A 15,418-nucleotide genomic window follows, 5' to 3' on the forward strand; every position below is an offset into this window, starting at 1 on the left:
GCTTATCCTCCCCATATTTCAAGAGCAGCGTTCAGCTCTGGATGATCCTTTGCATAGTCGGTAAGAGATGTTCCTTCCATAGCTGCCTGAATAGCTTGTACGAAAGCGCGTCCTCCGGCTTCTGTTCCCATCGGATGTCCGTGGATACCGCCACCCGCATTAACAACGACGTCCATTCCGAAGTCACTAATAATCCTAGGGACAAGTCCTGGGTGAATTCCGGCAGAAGGGACTGGCATGCTGCGTTTCACTCCGAGATCAGCTTTATGCAGCTCATCACGGATGGCGAGATTTTCCTCACGAGGCATCGTTACTGATCCGTAAGGAGAAGGGAAGAGAACAAGGTCTGCTCCCGCTAAGCGCATCAATTGTCCAAGCAGTACAGGTGCAGAAATCCCATAATGCGGAGATGGATAAATCGCACCGGCAAGTGCAGGGTGTGCGGCGATTGGTATGTTTATTTCAGGGTCGGAACTAAGCTCCTGAAGTACATCGTATCCATAAGACAGCACGTTGAAGAGCAGTGCGTTCGCTCCTGCATCGATTGCCCGTAGCGCTTGATCTCTTAGCCCGGAGGTGCGACCGGTCAAGTTCGCAGCATATAGGAGCTTCTTGCCGGTTTCTTGTTCGACTTCCGCTGCTGCCTGCATACACAGCTTAACACGGGTTGCAATAGGCGTGAGTTCATTTTCAAACAGTATCTCATCATCTTTAATCAAGTCGACTCCGCCACGAGCCTGCCGAACAAATTGTTCTCTTAACTCGTCCGCATTTAAACCGATGACGGATTTAAAGATACTCATTAACAACGGACGATCGTAAACGCCCAGTTGTTGACGAACCCCGTCTATACCGAATTTGGGACCCGGGAAACCAGACAGAAATTCCGGTGAAAGATCCAGAGATATGAGCTTGATTCGCCCATCCATCGATATTTTTCCGAAAATCGTAACGAGGAGAGCAGGAATATCACGACTAAAGTTAATGTCAGGGTATGCAATTCGGATATCTGCATATCTGCCCCCTGGCTCGTTACCTAGTGATTCATGAACCTCTATGGCGTAAACTTCGCCAAGGTGTTTCTTTAGGGAATCCCGTTTAGCTTGAGGAAGCTCCGTCCAACTGCCTACAGTCATACCAATCGCAATTGAGTCGGCTTTTTTACGGAAATCAGCATGGTCATCGTAGATGCGGTAGGTCGCTATACATTTACTCATGATGTTTGTCCTTTCAGCACCGCGCCCATTTCACGAGAGCGCTCGGCACAACGGTTTACAGCAGCAATAACCGTTTCGAAAAAGTCGCCTTGATCCAGTCTTTCTAGTGCAGCTTGTGTAGAGCCGTTCGGTGATGTTATTTTTGCACGTAACGCAGAAGGATGTTCGCCGGTTACTTGCACCATACGGGCAGCTCCCATGATGGTCTGAAGTGTAAGTTCTCTACTCTGATCCGCCGTTAGTCCTCCTCGGATACCAGCAGCAGTCATAGCTTCCATCATGTAATAGAAGTAAGCTGGGCCGCTTCCTGAAATGCCGGTTAAGATATCCATCTTGTCTTCTTCGATAACCGTGACATCGCCGACCGCTTCAAACAAAGTCATGACAAGCTGACGCATGTTATCATCAATTTCTTTGGAAAAAGAGATCCCTGTTGAACCAAGTCCAATGGAGCTTGAAGTGTTCGGCATTGTCCGAGCGATAGGTTGCTTCTTACCTAGCAAATTTTGTGTAGTCTCAATGGAAAGACCAGCAATGATAGATACGATCAACTGATCATCAGATAGAATCGGTCCAAGTTCTTTTAGAGCTTTTGCGGCATCTTTAGGTTTCATAGCAAGTACGATGACAGGAGATGCTTTTAAAATCTCCAATTTCTCTTGGTCATCATTACTTCCTTTCACACCATAGCGATCTTGTAGTTCCTCTAGACGCTTGATATTGCTTCGGTTTAGCATGGTTATGTCTTCTGGGCGCATAACCGAACGGCTGGTTAGTCCGCGAACTAAAGCTTCCGCCATGGAGCCTGCACCGTAGAAGGTGATTGCCTTATCAATTAAAGGTCGATTCTGGGGAGTTTGACACATAAGTTGTTCCTCCTTCTTGAATTTTATTGACGGATTTGACCACTGCCATGAATGATATACTTGGTGGATGTGAGAGAAGGTAATCCCATTGGACCACGTGCATGTAGCTTTTGCGTGCTAATTCCTATCTCAGCACCGAAACCGAATTCGAATCCATCCGTAAAGCGAGTAGATGCATTATGGTATACGGCTGCGGCGTCCACTTCTTGTAGGAAACGCTCTGCGTTATCCTGTAATTCTGTAACGATACATTCTGAATGTTTCGTACCGTATGAAGCAATGTGATCCATAGCTTGTTCCAGATTGTTTACAACTTTGATATTCAGTACGTAATCATTATACTCGGTTGCATAATCTGTTGACGAGGCTTCTGTTGCCCAGGGTACAAGCTTTATCGTTTCTGCACAACCACGAATCTCGACATCCGACTCCCGTAATTTCTGTGCAAGCTCAGCTAAATGTACATCGGCAAAGTCTTTGTGAACAAGCAGTGTTTCCATCGAGTTACACACGGAAGGGCGCTGTACTTTTGCATTGATACTAATGTTTTCTGCCATTACAGGATTTGCGGATGCATCGATAAATGTGTGACATATGCCTGCTCCAGTCTCAATAACAGGTACTGTCGCATTCATAACGACATTTTGGATAAGAGAGCTTCCGCCGCGAGGGATAATAACGTCCAGAAGTCCGTTCAGTTTTAACATTTCATCAACGGAAGAACGATTCGGGTCTTCAATCAGCTGTAGAGCGTCTTTAGGAAGAGCCGTTTGGGACATCGCTTCATGAAGTACCTCAACAATTTTCTTGTTGGAGGAAAGGGCTGATGAACCGCCGCGCAGTACAACGGCATTCCCCGTTTTAAGACACAGGCCTGCTGCATCAACCGTAACGTTGGGACGCGCTTCATAGATGATGCCGATCACGCCGAGAGGCACACGGATTTTACGAATGTTTAATCCATTTGGACGCTCAATAATCTCAAGCGTATCTCCTACCGGATCTGGCAGTTGAACGATTTGACGGAGTCCTTCTGCAATGGCCTCAATTCGGGAAGGATTTAAAGCGAGCCGGTCCAGCAGGGAAGGGGAAGTTCCTAATTCCTTACCCCGGCGCAGATCTTCGCTATTAGCTTCAATAATGTCAGCTGTTCGGCTTACAAGCGCATCGGCCATTGCTAGAAGAGCTTCATTTTTCTGTGTCGTGTTCAGTTTGTTAAGTATGGAAGTCACGTTTTTGGCTAGACCCGCCTTACTTCTTACTTCACTCATGGATTATTCCTCCTTATTTTCTATTTTAACGTAATCCACTCATCACGATGAATGACTTCAAGGCGAGGAACTTCGCCGATTGTGGTGATGACTTTTCCACTTGGCAGACCGACGATAGTTTGAAGTTGATCGTCATCATAGTTGACGATACCTCGTCCGAGACTCTCATTTTTGCTGTTGATAACTTCGACCACGTCTCCGGCATGGAAGCTGCCCTCCACGCGCTTCACACCAACAGGCAGCAGACTGTGACCACCATGAAGCAGCGCTTCTTGAGCCCCATCGTCTACGACGATCCGACCAATTGGGGAAGACATAAATCCAAGCCACTGCTTCTTCATTGGCAGAGAGGAAAGGTGTGTGGCAAAGTAAGTGCCTTTGCCTTTGGTCTCCAGTGCACTGATCAGATCCCCCGGCTCGTTTGCTTTACCGATAAATACGGGAACTCCACCGCGTGTGGCGATTTTTGCTGCATCAATCTTTGATCGCATTCCGCCAGTGCCGACACTTGAACCAGCACCTCCTGCAAGGGCGTAAATTTCATCTGTTATTTCTTCAACTTCATCAAATCGCTGAGCATTTGGTGACTTTCGGGGATCTGCTGTATATAATCCATCGGTATCGGTCAAAATGATGAGCTGGCGAGCACGAACAAGGTTTGCAACCAAGGCGGACAACGTATCGTTGTCTCCAAATTTAAGCTCATCAATCGAAACGGTATCGTTCTCATTGATGATAGGAATAACCCCTTGTTTCAGAAGCTCATCGATAGTCATGCTGGCGTTATTCATCCGTTTACGATTCGCAAAATCGGTTCGAGTCAGCAATATTTGTCCTGCAATGAGACCTCGTGCTGCAAAAGCATTTTGATAAGAACGCATGAGCAGAGCTTGACCAACGGCTGCAGCGGCTTGTTTCTCATGAAGGAGTCTTGGACGAATCTGATAGCCGATCTTACGGAAACCAGCGGCAACTGCCCCAGAGGTTACGAGCAGTACTTCATGTCCCGCTTCACGGAGAGCTGAAAGCTCACCAGCATAAAAGTCGATAGCCTCTAGATTTAAGCCTCCCTCGACAGTTGTCAGGGAACTACTTCCGATTTTTACGACGATGCGTGACGGCATCGCTATCACTTCCTCTATCTAATGTTGTAATAGAATAAAAAAACTTTCGTCCTTATATCAAAGGACGAAAGTTCTGACTTCCGCGGTACCACCTTTATTGATGAGAATCTCATCCGGCTTGAGTCCTTGTAACAGAAGGAACTGTCCTGCCTGTTCTGGCAAGGCCGCTCGGGGGTAGGATTCGGAAAGTTGCCACGGCAAATTCTTACAGCCTAAGGAATTTGCTCTCTTAACGTGCACTAAGCTTTCTTACTGGTCCCGTCAACGCGTTTATGTATTGAATTATTGCACTACTTGAAAGAATACCACAAGCAACCATTGATTTCAAAATAAAAACCCTATCGGAAAAGTCCAAGTCTCCCGATGCGCTCAGCAGCTTCACGGAGACGATCTTCGCTACTAAGCAAGCCGATCCGGACGTACCCCTCACCATGTGTTCCGAATCCAACCCCAGGGGCGACGGCGACGTGAGCTTTTTCTAAGAGAAGGTCAGAAAAGGAGACAGAAGTAAACCCTTCAGGCACAGGCAGCCAGCTAAAGAATGACCCAGCAGGTTTTACTGCGTTCCAACCGATGTCAGCAATCGCATCAAAAAAGGCGTCACGTCTGGACTGATACTGACGAACAAGATCTTCTACACATTGTTGTGGAGCGGTCAGTGCCTCAGCCGCAGCAGCTTGTATTCCACCGAATAGACTAACATAAATATGATCTTGTAACTGGTTGATTAAAGAGATTAACTTGGCATTTCCGAGGGCGAAACCTACGCGCCATCCAGCCATGTTATATGTTTTGCTCAAGGTGTAAAACTCTAATCCGACTTCCTTGGCTCCAGGAGTTTGGAGGAAGCTGATCGGACGTTGTCCGTCAAAACCGATCGCACCATAAGCAAAATCACTTGCCACGACTATACCATGCTTTTGTGCGAACCGAACGGTCTCTTCATAAAATGAAAGAGGTGCGGTGGCCGAAGTGGGATTATTGGGATAGTTCAGAAACATTAGTTTGGCTTTTTCACAGTCGGAAGGAGAAATCGCATTATAATCTGGTAAAAAATGATTTTCAGCACGTAATGGCATAAAACTCATTTCAGCACGTGCAAGAGCTACACCTGACCAATAATCAGGATAACCTGGGTCCGGCACGAGGCATAGGTCTCCTGGGTTGAGTAATATTTGAGGCAGCTGAACTAGACCTGTTTTACCACCGAACAGAATGGCTACTTCGCTTTCTGGATCTAAATCGACATTGTAATCTTCTTTATACCGCTTAGCTATGGCTTCCTTGAGGAATGTGTATCCCGTAAACGGTGAATATTTATGGTAAAGAGGGTTTTCGGCGGATTCCTTCAATTTTGAGACAATATGTGAAGGTGTTGGTTGATCAGGATTACCTTGGCCTAAATTGATAACATCATGGCCTTGTGCGACCTGATCATTAACTTTGGATACAAGGGTAGCGAAGAATTGAGTTGGTAGTGTAGACATGATGGTTGCTGGCTGTATTGAAAAGGACTCTTTCGTGTTAGTCATTTATATATCACTCCGGTTCTGAATGTGAGTCTGCAGGATAGTTTATGATAGATCCTTTAGAATTAAGAAATAATTTAACACGATTTATCCGAGCTGTATAGAGAGATTTAGGGTTTGGATATTGAAATTACAAGCCTATGAGGCTATGATGACTACAATTCATGTAATACAACATTTATACAATTTTATTATTGTACGGTAAGTTATACATACATATGGAAGGGGCTAAAGGCATCATGAATATTGCACTTATTCAGTCTTATATTGAAGTGGGGAATCCTGCAGCAAATCAGAAAAGGATATTCGCTCTAATGGAGAAAGCTGTAGAAGCTAATCCTAAGCCTGATATTCTCGTCTTGCCAGAAATGTGGAACACGGGTTACGCACTTGATCGGATTCAGGAACTTGCAGATGAGGATGGTAAAGAAACGAAGGAAAGTTTGAGCGATTTTGCCCAGAAGCATAATGTACAAATCGTAGGCGGATCAGTCGCTGAAAAAATAGGGGATCATATTTATAACACCATGTACATATTTAACAGGCAGGGTGAGCAGATTGCTAATTATTCCAAAATGCACTTATTCCGCCTAATGGATGAAGAAAAGCATCTGCAGGCTGGAGATCAGGCGGTAACATTCGAACTGGAGGAAGGGCTGATAGCGGGAGCTTCGATCTGTTATGATATTCGATTCCCGGAACTTTCGAGAAGCCTTGCCTTAGCGGGAGCTAAAGTATTGTTTGTTCCAGCCGAGTGGCCGCATCCGCGATTGCATCATTGGAGAACACTTCTTATGGCCAGAGCGATAGAGAATCAAATGTATGTTGTTGCGTGCAATCGTGTAGGAGATAGCGGTGATACATCTTTCTTTGGTCATTCAATGATCATTGATCCGTGGGGAGAAATCGTCGCGGAAGGCGGGGAAGAAGAGACGATTGTTTCAGGAACCTTAGACAGCTCTCTCACAGATTCAGTAAGACAGAGGATTCCGGTGTTTGAAGACCGTAGACCTAATTTATATAGCATAAAATAATGGTGATATAAAACAAATATCGAGTCTAATGCCGTTTCATCTCCTGACGAGCGGGTATACTATGGGTATTCCGTTATAAAGGAGGTCCCAATACTATGACTGACAACAATGAAAACAAGGACAACCAAGCAAGTATGGAAGAGCAGAAAGAGCAGTTTCGTAATTTTGTTGAAGATATAGCAGGCGGAAGTAACGGGCATGAATCTGCCATAGAAGAAAAGGCACATATCACGGATAATCAAAACCGGATGATCGATAAGCATAATTTGCGTAAATAGTATTCTAAATTAAAGAGATTCTTCTATGGGGGATCAGCCCTCATTTCTAAACAGGTATGAAACAAGTTAATAGCCAGTCGCGGTAATCAATCCGGCGACTGGCTATTTATTTATTTATTTATTTATTTATTTATTGAAGTCCATTCTAATTTTTTGTTAATTCAATTTGTTCTGAATCTTTTTCCTTTAGTGCGAGCATTTTTTTCTCGTTATTAGGAAGCAATTGTTCAAAGGAAACATTATAATCCTTTAAAGCTTTTTCCCATTCACTAATAGTAGTTGCTCCGGCTGCTTCAGATAAAAATGCTTCATTCTTCATGTGTATCTCCTTCAGATGCAAGAGCGTCCATGACTCCCTTGAAAGTTTCAATGAAAGCATCAGCAGCTTTAGATAAATAACGCCCATTGCGGTAAGCAATGACTAATGTGCGGCTTGGGACCGGTTCAGCAAGCTTTAAATAGACGGGTATGAATTCACTTCGCTTTGCCCGGGCGATGAAGTGAGGGACGAGTGTAACACCCATACCTGTTGCAACAAGCGACTGTATCGTCTCGATATTGTTGCTTTCAAATACAACATTAGGTTCAAAACCAGCGTCTCTACAAAGGTCGAAAGTAATTTGCCGGAATCCTTGTCCCTTTTTTAACAGAATAAAAGAATCATCCTTCAATTCCTGCAGAGATACGGGCTTTGTCGGGTGTTTGTGCGCTCGAAGTGCGAGCGGGTGCTCTGGTGGCACCGCAAGATCGATCGTCTCTACACCGACAGGAACCCATGAAAGCGAAGGCTCAGTCAGGGGTAAAGAAAGCAAGCTAAGATCAGCCTTACCACTTGCAGTCAATTTTTCAAGATTCAATGAGGAGTCTTCCATTAATGTGATTTCGATATCGGGATAGGATTGTTTAAACGCTGGCAGAACTCTTGGTAACAAGTGTGAGCCGGTAATTGGCATGCTGCCAACGACAACCTTTCCTTTACGAAGTTGTGATATATCGGACATTTCTTGTCGGAGTTGTTCTACTGAGTCCATAATTTTTTGAGCGTGTTCAACAAAACTTGCGCCAGCATGTGTCAGTTCCACCGTGCTCGTATTGCGCTGAAACAACAGGACGCCAAGCTCCTTTTCCAGCTTCGATAATTGTTGACTGAGCGAGGGTTGAGCAATGTGTAATTTCTCTGCAGCACGGGAAAAATTTTTGTCTGCGGCGATTTGCAGTGTATATTGAAGCTGTCTAAATTCCATTCATTATCACTCCGTTATAGGCATTACCTATTATTCTAACAATATTATATAGGTAATTTCCTATATTTGAAAAGCAAAAACGACTTATAGATGATACCTATTGCTTTTATAGATTTTATATCTTGGATCAATGAGACAGGAGATGATATATTACTATCAATCGAAAAGGAAGGTAAATCTTTCTTTTCACTTTGATCGAATTAATGGGGTGAATATGATGAGTAAAAAGACGATGTTCGAAAAAATTTGGGATAACCACGTCATTCATCAGGAAGAAGGTAAGCCGGGTATTCTGTATATCGACCTGCACTTGGTTCACGAGGTGACCTCGCCGCAGGCATTTGAAGGGCTTCGCCTCAGCGGTCGCAAGGTGCGCCGTCCTGAATTGACATTTGCTACAATGGATCATAACGTTCCAACGAAGGATCGTTACAACATTACAGATCCTATCTCTAAACAACAGATTGACACATTGACTCAGAACTGCCGCGATTTCGGTGTAACACTGTACGATTTGGATACGATTGACCAGGGTGTTGTTCACGTAATGGGTCCTGAGCTTGGTTTGACACATCCAGGTAAAACGATTGTTTGTGGTGACAGCCATACTTCTACGCATGGTGCTTTTGGTGCACTCGCTTTCGGTATCGGTACAAGTGAAGTTGAGCATGTCATGGCAACACAATGTTTACAGCAAGCTAAAGCGAAAACGATGGAAGTTCGTTTTGTAGGTAAACGCAATCCAGGTGTTACCGCGAAGGATATGATTCTTGGTGTTATCGCGAAGTATGGAACGGATTTTGCTACAGGTTATGTTATTGAGTACACAGGTGAAGCAATCCGCGATTTGACGATGGAAGAGCGTATGACGGTATGTAACATGTCTATTGAAGGTGGAGCTAGAGCGGGAATGATCGCACCAGACGAGACGACTTTTGAATACCTTCGTGGACGCCAGCATGTGCCGCAAGGCGAGGATTTCGACAGTGCTGTCGCCTCTTGGAAGGGTCTGGTAACTGATGAAGGAGCGGCGTTTGATACCGTTCTTGAGTTTGATGTTGAAACTTTGATTCCGCAAGTAACTTGGGGAACGAGCCCGGGTATGGGTACTGATATTTCTTCAACGGTTCCAAATCCTGCTGATTTCTCAACAGAAAATGAACGAAAAGCTGCTGAAAAAGCACTTGAATATATGGCTCTTGTACCTGGAACACCTATCTCAGAAATTCCTATCGACTATGTCTTTATCGGATCATGCACGAATGGACGTATCGAAGATCTTCGTGCTGCAGCTGCTGTAGCAAAAGGACATAAGGTGTCTGAGAATGTAACTGCTATTGTCGTTCCTGGTTCTGGACGTGTTAAAATTCAAGCTGAGAAAGAAGGCTTGGATAAGATCTTTACAGAAGCTGGTTTCGAATGGCGTGAAGCGGGCTGCAGTATGTGTCTGGCTATGAACCCGGATGTGTTGAAACCTGGACAACGCTGTGCTTCGACATCCAACCGTAACTTTGAAGGACGTCAAGGTCGTGGCGGTAGAACTCACCTTGTATCTCCAGCTATGGCTGCAGCAGCAGCAGTAAAGGGACGGTTTGTGGATGTTCGTGACTGGAATTTTATTAAAGAAGAAGCAGTAGTCTAAGAAGGGACGGGGAACATACTATGCAACCATTCACTAAACTTACGGGTATCGTTGGGCCTGTTGATCGGGTAAACGTTGATACAGATGCAATTATCCCAAAACAATTTCTTAAGCGTATTGAGCGTACAGGATTCGGACAATTCCTATTTTATGAATGGCGTTTTGATGAACAGGGAGCTGTCATTGATAGCTTCTCACTGAATCAGCCGCGTTATGAGGGAGCGTCTGTGTTGATTTCCAGAGCTAACTTCGGTTGTGGGTCTTCACGTGAGCATGCTCCTTGGGCGATTATGGATTACGGTTTCCGTGTCGTTATCGCACCATCATTTGCAGATATCTTCTATAACAACTGTTTTAAAAATGGTATTCTGCCGATTAAATTGTCTGAAGAGCAGGTGGAAGATCTCTTCCAACGCACAAGAGCACAGGAAGGGTATCAGTTGACTGTTGATTTAGACAACAAGTCGATATCCGATGGAAAAGATCTGCGCATTGAATTTGATCTTGACGAGCACCGTCGCCAGTTCTTGCTTCAAGGGTTAGATGATATTGGCCTGACTTTACAGCATGAAAGCGAAATCGATGCTTATGAGAAAAAGCATGCAGACCGTTTGTTCGCCTAATCTCTCAAGTTAATCTACAAAAGGTTACAAGATTATTAAACTTCCATTTCCGATGTAGGAAATGGAAGTTTTTTCTGTTATTATGGATATTATATACAGCTTCTTGATAGGACGGACTTCATTCCCATGTCGGTATATGTCCAATTACCTGCAGCGGAACGCTGAATTGCTTTTGCGAAAACATAGAATGATAGAGGTGGATTCATGAAAAGGTTAGGTTTTCTAGTGTTTTTAGTAGTCTTCTTGCTAGCGTTTCCAAAAGCAGGAGATGCTGCTTCATCGAGTGCTAAGATTTTCTTGGATGGGCAGCAGCTGAATTTGACGTCCGGTGTGCAAGTGGCTAATGTAAACAACAATATTTTAATTCCGATCCGGGTTGTATCTGAGAACTTAGGGTTCAAAGTTGATTGGGAGAAATCAAGTCAGTCCGTTACGGTTCAGAACAGCATAACAACAGTTAAGATGGTTGTTGGCAGTAAGACCGCAGATATTGATGGGTCACAGGTAAGTATGAATATTACGCCAGTCCTAAGTGGGAAGACAACCTTGGTACCACTTCGCTTTGTTAGTAGTCAGATGGGAATGGATGTTAAATGGAACAACCAAGAGAAAGCTGTTTATCTATCATCAGGAAGTGTGAGTGATCCTTGGTTCGAGGGCGAAGAGGGATCGCCTTCCGTTGAACCTGATACCGAATCACCGGTTGCGCCTGTAGATCCTGTCGGTCCTTCGGTTCCTGGAACACCAGGTACACTTGCAACTGTTGACGCTATTAGTTTCAGCGATAATCGTCTTATGATCGCAACAAGCGGAAATGTAAAACCGAATGTATTTAAGTTAAATGCTCCTGATCGTATTGTTATCGATTTACCGAATACGGCATTCTCTGAAGTTTTTGGTTATGAACATACCTTAAACACCCAAAATAGTGGTGAGTTGGCTGTAACAGATTATCCGGATGTGTCGCTTATCCGATATGCATTGTTTAGTGATTCTCCTTCAACTGTACGTGTCGTTATTAATCTGACAAGCCCAGTGGAGTACTCGGTTTCTTCAGAGAATGATGGCCTCGTATTTATAGATCTTAATGCACAGGATTCGGAGGAGCCGACCCCGCCAATAGGAACGGAAGGTAAGAAAGTTGTTGTCATTGACGCAGGTCATGGAGGCAGCGCACCAGGAGCACTTAGTGTGACTGGAAAACATGAAAAAGCATTGAATCTATCCATTGCTCTGAAAGTGGAAGCTTTACTAAAGAAAGAGAAGAGTATTGATGTAATTATGACTAGAAGTGACGATTCCACATTGAGTCTGAGCGACCGGACTAAAATTGCAAACAATCTAAAGTCTGATATATTTGTCTCCATCCACGGAAACAGTAATACTTCTAGCAGTCCGAACGGAACGGAGACTTATTATACACGGGAGACAAGCACTCAGCTTGCTAATATTATTCATAAACATCTTGCTAAAGCGACGGGTCTAAAGGATCGCGGAGTAAAGTATGGCAACCTTCATGTTACAAGAGAAACTAAGATGCCAGCTGTGCTTCTAGAGATTGGTTTTTTAAGTAATTCAAAGGATGAAGCACAATTATTTAATGATGATTTTCAAAATCGTGTTGCAAAAGGTATCGTAAGTGGTATTAAAGAATATCTTAAAGTACAATAAATCATTACGAGATTTTGAACACGGAGGGAACAAACTATGAACAGAAAGTATTTGGTTACGGGTCTGTTGGCACTTGTCCTGGCTCTTAGCGCCGGATGCGGACAGAAGCCAGCGGCGGCCCCGGTTGAGCCGTCTCAGGAACCGTCTCAACAAGTTGAGGACGTTGAAGACGTTGTAGTTAATAAAGAGATAACACCTGTCGATACTAATGTAGAGGGACAAACCCCAAGTAATACGCCAGGGACAACAGATGGAAAGACAGACAGTAGTAACGCAGGTACACAGGAGAAAAAAGCTACCATCGAGCTCTATTATACAGATCCTGAACTTTTAGATTTGAAAAAGTCTTCGAAAGAAATTGCATTTACGGATGAAGAGAATAAATATGCTAAAGCATTTGAAGGTCTTCAACAAAGTGGAGATGATCAACTAGTGCCATTGTGGCACGAGTCAATTAAGCTGACGTCAGTGAAATTTGATCAGGGGGCATTAACGCTCGATATTGTGAAACCTGATGAAGCAAACTTAGGGTCTGGTGGAGAACTATTTGCTATTGAAGCTCTAAGAAATACATTCTTTCAGTTTGAAGAAGTGAAATCTATTGAGTTACTGGTAGAAGGCAACAAGATCGAGAGTCTTATGGGACATGTCGATCTTGAACATCCGATGACCCGCCATTAATGAATGCTAGTTGTTAAAATTTATATCAATATTTCATAATTATCCAAGACTAAACTCCTATTTCTTTATAGAAATGGGAGTTTTTCTAGTAAAAAGGGAATAATTCCGCAACTTTCATGAATAGGAAGCGTCTATAGTTTGTCAGGTAATGTCGGACAGGCCGAGTACAGAAACGCCAATCTATGGCAAAACAATAGGATGGTAGGGGTGAATGATGAAGAAGTTCGGTTTTTTATTGTTTCTGTTTGTCATTATGGTGGCCTTTCCTAAAGGTGCAGATGCGAGTTCTTACAGTGCCAAGATTTATCTGGATGGCAGTGAATTGAAGTTGTCTTCAAATGTAAAGGTGGAAAATACAAATGGGACGGTCATGGTGCCGATTCGTGTCATTTCCGAAAACTTAGGCTACTCCGTAAAATGGAGTAAGGCAACTCAAACCGTGACTGTTAAAAGTGGCTCAAATACAATTGAAATGGTCATTGGAAAAACGATTGCGAAGATTAACGGACAAAGTACGGTGATGAGTAAAGCGCCGGTGCTCCGCAGTGGCACTACGCTTGTACCTATCCGTTTTGTCAGTGAAAAGATGGGGTTGAACGTTAAGTGGGATAATAAGAAAAAAGCAGTATATCTTATTACCCCATCAACAAACATTCCAAACGAAGGTGAAGATGGTTTGTCAACGATCAATGGTATTAGTTTCAGTGATAACCGTCTGATGGTAGCTGTTTCAGGTAGTGTTAATCCGAAAATAATGAAGTTGACAAGCCCTGACCGAATTGTAATTGATGTTGAGAACGCCAAATTCTCTAAATCTTTCAGCAGTAACAATGACATTAATGATACTGGCACTGGTGAATTGAAAGTTACGGGTTACCCAGATGTCAAATTAGTTAGATATTCGCTTTATAGTTATAGCCCTTCTACCGTACGAATTGTTATCGATCTTAATAAAGCGAAGAACTATACTCTTTCTGGAACTGGTAGTGGGTCTAAGGTTTTCATTGTGGATCTGAATGCCTCAACAACTGAACCAGGTACTAATGGCAAGAAACTGGTTGTCATTGATGCAGGACACGGAGCGCATGACCCAGGAGCCGTAAGTTCATCAGGTAAGAAAGAAAAAGACTTTGCACTTGCTCTTGCCCTTAAAGTAGGAAAGCTTTTGGAAAAAGAAAAGAACATCGACGTTGTCTTGACGCGAAGTGATGATACTTTCCTGGAACTGAAGGACCGAGTGAAAATCGCTAATAATCTGAAGGCAGATGCGTTTGTATCGATTCATGCGAATAGTGGCCCTTCAGCAGCAACAGGTACAGAAACTTACTATAACCGGGATTCCAGTAAAGCCTTAGCGAATACCATTCACAAGTATTTAATTAAAGCTACTGGGCTCAAAGATCGCGGTGTTAAATACGGGAATTTCCATGTCATTCGAGAAACGAATATGGCTGCTGTACTGCTTGAGGTAGGCTTTATCAGCAACACAAATGATGAAAGCAAGCTGTTTAATACGACATTTCAAAACCAGGTTGCAGAATCTGTAGTTGTAGGTTTGAAAGAATATTTAAAAGTTCAATAAATCAGTAAAGATTTCAGGAGGTGGGCATATGAACAAGAAAATATGGACTTTGGGATTGCTTGCAGCAGTAATGGTATTTAGTGCCGGTTGCGGACAAAAGCCCGGAGCAGCACCAGAAAATACAACAGGACAAAACACAACAGTGACGCCTGCACCTGGTGAAAACTCGGGAGAAGCAACAGAAGGCAACAACGGAGCAGGAGTAACAAATGGAGCAGGTGGAAACAGCCAATCACCGAATGAGACTGCACCAAACGACAAAAAAACAGAAACGATCACGGTATACTACACCGATCCGGAGCTGTTGAAGCTGACCCAGGGACAAGCCGAAATCTCATTTGAAAAAGATATTGAGAAGTATGAAGCGGCCTTTAATGCTTTGAAAACAAGCGATAACGAGGAGTTAGTTCCTCTTTGGGAATTGGTTGATCTGAACTCTTTTTCCTTTGAAAGCGGGAAACTGACGCTTGATCTCCATATTCCGGCTGAAGCACACTTTGGAGCAGGCGGAGAAACCTTTGCGGTTGATGCGCTAAAGAACACCTTTTTTCAATTTGAGGAAGTAAAATCTCTTCAATTGCTTGTAGATGGCGAACAAGTAGAGAGCTTGATGGGGCATGTTGAATTAGAAAATCCTGAAACTCGGTAATGACGGT

The 15,418-nt window shown here is 43.7% G+C and carries 15 protein-coding genes and 1 other annotated feature; of the genes, 8 read left to right on the forward strand and 7 right to left on the reverse strand.

Annotated features, from left to right (window positions below):
* Nucleotides 1-2: 2 nt before the first annotated feature.
* From ACFQV5_RS24535 to ACFQV5_RS24555, 5 genes are all read right to left on the reverse strand, one after another.
* Nucleotides 3-1,217: a 2,3-diketo-5-methylthiopentyl-1-phosphate enolase gene (locus ACFQV5_RS24535; RefSeq protein ID WP_379250952.1), complete on the reverse strand. Its 1,215-nt coding sequence runs from the start codon at nt 1,215-1,217 to the stop codon at nt 3-5.
* Nucleotides 1,214-2,083, reverse strand: a complete 870-nt coding sequence (gene proC, locus ACFQV5_RS24540) for a pyrroline-5-carboxylate reductase (RefSeq protein WP_379250954.1) — start codon at nt 2,081-2,083, stop codon at nt 1,214-1,216. The genes ACFQV5_RS24535 and proC overlap by 4 nt, the downstream gene beginning before the upstream one ends.
* A 23-nt stretch (nt 2,084-2,106) precedes the next feature.
* Nucleotides 2,107-3,354 (reverse strand): glutamate-5-semialdehyde dehydrogenase, encoded by a 1,248-nt coding sequence (locus ACFQV5_RS24545; protein WP_379250956.1) that lies wholly within the window; start codon nt 3,352-3,354, stop codon nt 2,107-2,109.
* A 20-nt stretch (nt 3,355-3,374) separates the two neighbouring features.
* Nucleotides 3,375-4,478: a glutamate 5-kinase gene (gene proB, locus ACFQV5_RS24550; RefSeq protein WP_379250958.1), complete on the reverse strand. Its 1,104-nt coding sequence runs from the start codon at nt 4,476-4,478 to the stop codon at nt 3,375-3,377.
* Nucleotides 4,479-4,535: 57 nt separating this feature from the next.
* Nucleotides 4,536-4,752, reverse strand: a binding site (T-box leader).
* A 64-nt stretch (nt 4,753-4,816) separates the two neighbouring features.
* Nucleotides 4,817-6,010 (reverse strand): pyridoxal phosphate-dependent aminotransferase, encoded by a 1,194-nt coding sequence (locus tag ACFQV5_RS24555; RefSeq protein WP_379250960.1) that lies wholly within the window; start codon nt 6,008-6,010, stop codon nt 4,817-4,819.
* Nucleotides 6,011-6,246: 236 nt separating this feature from the next.
* On the opposite strand from ACFQV5_RS24555, the gene ACFQV5_RS24560 reads away from it, so the two are divergent.
* A complete protein-coding gene (locus ACFQV5_RS24560; protein WP_379250962.1) occupies nt 6,247-7,041 on the forward strand; it encodes a carbon-nitrogen family hydrolase in 795 nt (264 codons plus the stop codon).
* A 95-nt stretch (nt 7,042-7,136) separates the two neighbouring features.
* Nucleotides 7,137-7,319, forward strand: a complete 183-nt coding sequence (locus ACFQV5_RS24565) for a hypothetical protein (RefSeq protein WP_379250964.1) — start codon at nt 7,137-7,139, stop codon at nt 7,317-7,319.
* A 145-nt stretch (nt 7,320-7,464) separates the two neighbouring features.
* On the opposite strand, the gene ACFQV5_RS24570 is transcribed toward ACFQV5_RS24565, so the two are convergent.
* Nucleotides 7,465-7,638 carry a hypothetical protein gene (locus ACFQV5_RS24570; protein ID WP_379250966.1) on the reverse strand — a complete coding sequence of 58 codons (174 nt, stop codon included), beginning with the start codon at nt 7,636-7,638 and terminating at the stop codon, nt 7,465-7,467.
* Nucleotides 7,628-8,563, reverse strand: coding sequence for a LysR family transcriptional regulator (locus ACFQV5_RS24575; RefSeq protein ID WP_379250968.1), 936 nt, complete (start codon nt 8,561-8,563; stop codon nt 7,628-7,630). The genes ACFQV5_RS24570 and ACFQV5_RS24575 overlap by 11 nt, the downstream gene beginning before the upstream one ends.
* Before the next feature lie 217 nt (nt 8,564-8,780).
* Here ACFQV5_RS24575 and leuC point away from each other — a divergent pair, with 217 nt between their 5' ends.
* The 6 genes from leuC to ACFQV5_RS24605 all read left to right on the forward strand — a co-directional run bounded on the left by leuC (nt 8,781) and on the right by ACFQV5_RS24605 (nt 15,411).
* On the forward strand, nt 8,781-10,205 hold the full coding sequence (leuC, locus tag ACFQV5_RS24580; protein WP_379251165.1) for a 3-isopropylmalate dehydratase large subunit: 1,425 nt from the start codon (nt 8,781-8,783) through the stop codon (nt 10,203-10,205).
* 20 nt (nt 10,206-10,225) lie between these two features.
* Complete coding sequence (leuD, locus tag ACFQV5_RS24585; RefSeq protein WP_379250970.1) at nt 10,226-10,828, forward strand: 3-isopropylmalate dehydratase small subunit; 603 nt, start codon at nt 10,226-10,228, stop codon at nt 10,826-10,828.
* Nucleotides 10,829-11,032: 204 nt separating this feature from the next.
* Nucleotides 11,033-12,499, forward strand: a complete 1,467-nt coding sequence (locus tag ACFQV5_RS24590) for an N-acetylmuramoyl-L-alanine amidase family protein (RefSeq protein ID WP_379250972.1) — start codon at nt 11,033-11,035, stop codon at nt 12,497-12,499.
* 36 nt (nt 12,500-12,535) lie between these two features.
* Complete coding sequence (locus ACFQV5_RS24595; protein WP_379250973.1) at nt 12,536-13,180, forward strand: GerMN domain-containing protein; 645 nt, start codon at nt 12,536-12,538, stop codon at nt 13,178-13,180.
* A gap of 214 nt (nt 13,181-13,394) precedes the next feature.
* Nucleotides 13,395-14,762, forward strand: coding sequence for an N-acetylmuramoyl-L-alanine amidase family protein (locus ACFQV5_RS24600; protein WP_379251167.1), 1,368 nt, complete (start codon nt 13,395-13,397; stop codon nt 14,760-14,762).
* Nucleotides 14,763-14,790: 28 nt separating this feature from the next.
* On the forward strand, nt 14,791-15,411 hold the full coding sequence (locus tag ACFQV5_RS24605) for a GerMN domain-containing protein (RefSeq protein WP_379250975.1): 621 nt from the start codon (nt 14,791-14,793) through the stop codon (nt 15,409-15,411).
* Nucleotides 15,412-15,418 lie beyond the last annotated feature (7 nt).

The organism is Paenibacillus sp. GCM10028914, assembly GCF_042666275.1.
In the GTDB taxonomy this organism is placed as follows: Bacteria; Bacillota; Bacilli; order Paenibacillales; family Paenibacillaceae; genus Paenibacillus_AQ.